The sequence below is a fragment of the Piscirickettsia salmonis LF-89 = ATCC VR-1361 genome, from assembly GCF_000297215.2.
Taxonomy (GTDB): domain Bacteria; phylum Pseudomonadota; class Gammaproteobacteria; order Piscirickettsiales; family Piscirickettsiaceae; genus Piscirickettsia; species Piscirickettsia salmonis.
Map to the genome: position 1 here is coordinate 1 of NZ_AMFF02000227.1, position 1,872 is coordinate 1,872.

3 protein-coding genes are annotated in these 1,872 nt (G+C 37.2%); 2 read left to right on the forward strand and 1 reads right to left on the reverse strand.

The features are described from left to right. Positions 1-98: 98 nt before the first annotated feature. Positions 99-284, forward strand: a complete 186-nt coding sequence (locus C200_RS13670; protein WP_016212182.1) for a hypothetical protein — start codon at positions 99-101, stop codon at positions 282-284. 333 nt (positions 285-617) lie between these two features. Continuing rightward, complete coding sequence (gene trhO / locus C200_RS13675; RefSeq protein WP_016212185.1) at positions 618-1,607, forward strand: oxygen-dependent tRNA uridine(34) hydroxylase TrhO; 990 nt, start codon at positions 618-620, stop codon at positions 1,605-1,607. A 93-nt stretch (positions 1,608-1,700) separates the two neighbouring features. Here the strand turns inward: trhO and C200_RS15625 are convergent. Next, positions 1,701-1,872: transposase (locus C200_RS15625; protein WP_033923692.1), on the reverse strand; the 172-nt coding region annotated here is incomplete at its 5' end.

Genomic DNA, 1,872 nt, shown 5'->3' on the forward strand with positions numbered 1-1,872 from the left:
AGGTAGCGACGCTTACGAATTAATTATATTATCGATGGTGTGGAGTTTTTCTAGTAAAATAGTGCTAGAGTGACTAAAATAGGGGTTGGAGGGTAATTATGAAGAGCATGAAAAAGCATTCTAAATTAGAGGCAGAAATTGCTATTGAGCCTGCAGATGTTATTGAAATGACAATGACAGAGCTTTCAACACGGCGTGCAGAGGCAATGGAAGCAATTGAAAGTGGGAAATTTATTCAAATCGTTAAGCACAAAAAACCGATTGGTATGCTTGTACCATTTTAGTTTATTGTTATCTGTAAATTTTATATCAAGTAAATTAGCTTTTAGTATTAACAATAACACTATATTTTTTAGCTAGTGTTATTTTTTTAATTTTAATTTGTTGTTTTTCAAGAGAAATGGCCGGGATATTCGTCATTAAGATATTATAATAAGCAAGCATCGCTGTATTTTATATATTTTGCCATAGAGTTAGCTGTCAGGTGTTTTAAAAAACAGGTTAAAGACAGGGTGATTTTGTTAGATTTTGACTGTAATTAGTAAACCCTGTATGGTGTTCATTCCGAAAGCTCATAGGGTGGGCGTTTGACTTACGATCAAATAGGTGGAACATTAATGAATCAAGTTGTTGTAGCGGCAATGTATAAATTTGCCCGGTTACCCGATTATAAAGACATTCAACCCAAGCTACTTGCTTTTTGTAAAGCACAGGGCATTAAGGGGACGTTGTTACTTGCTCAAGAAGGGATTAACGGCACGGTATCTGGGAGCCGCCAAGCTATAGATAATCTTTTGAATTTTTTAAAAAGTGATTCTCGCTTAAGGGCTTTAGAGCATAAAGAATCTTATCTTGATGCAGCTGAAGTACCATTTTATCGCATGCGCGTAAAACTTAAGAAAGAGATTGTCACTTTAGGTGTCGATGGTATTGATCCAAATGAGATTGTCGGTCATTATGTGAAAGCGCAAAACTGGAATGCGCTGATTAGCGATCCTGATGTTATTGTTGTTGATACACGCAATGATTATGAATATGATATCGGCACTTTTAAGCGGGCTGAAAATCCAAATACTGAGACTTTCCGTGAGTTTCCAGAATATGTAGAAAAGAATTTAGATCCGAAAAAACACAAAAAAGTGGCAATGTTTTGTACCGGTGGAATTCGCTGTGAGAAATCAACGGCTTATATGCTAAAGCAGGGTTTTGAAGAGGTTTATCATTTAGAAGGTGGTATTTTAAAGTATTTAGAAGAAGTGCCTAAAGAAGAGAGCTTGTGGGAGGGCGAATGTTTTGTCTTTGATAACAGGGTTTCGGTTAATCATGATTTAGAAAAAGGTCAATATGACCAATGTCATGGTTGTCGCTATCCGATTACTGAGCAAGAAAAGGCATCATCGTTGTATATTGAAGGAGTGAGCTGCCCGTACTGTTATAATAATCTTTCAGATGAACAAAAGGCACGTTTTTCTGAACGTCAACGCCAAATGGCGTTGGCCAAGCACCGTGGCCATCAGCATATTGGTGACTCCATAGAGTTGGCCAAACAGGTAAAGCGGCAAAAGCGCAAGGCGCAAGTTGAAGCATGCCAGACTAAGCAAAAATAAGGCTGACTATTTTAATTTAAACCCATGTCGTTGTGTTCTTGAAGGACCCTGATTAAGTTAAAATATAGGGTCCTTAATAATTAGTTATAGCACTCAACGAATAGTTTCTGACATTGACTTCATTACTTGACTAAGCGCTGTCTCTAAATTTATTTCATCTTGATCAAGCTTCATGCGAACCCTATTTTTAAGCGGTGACCATACATGCTCTATCGGGTTTAAATCAGGAGAATAAGGGGGTAAAAATAATAAGTGACAACCCGCA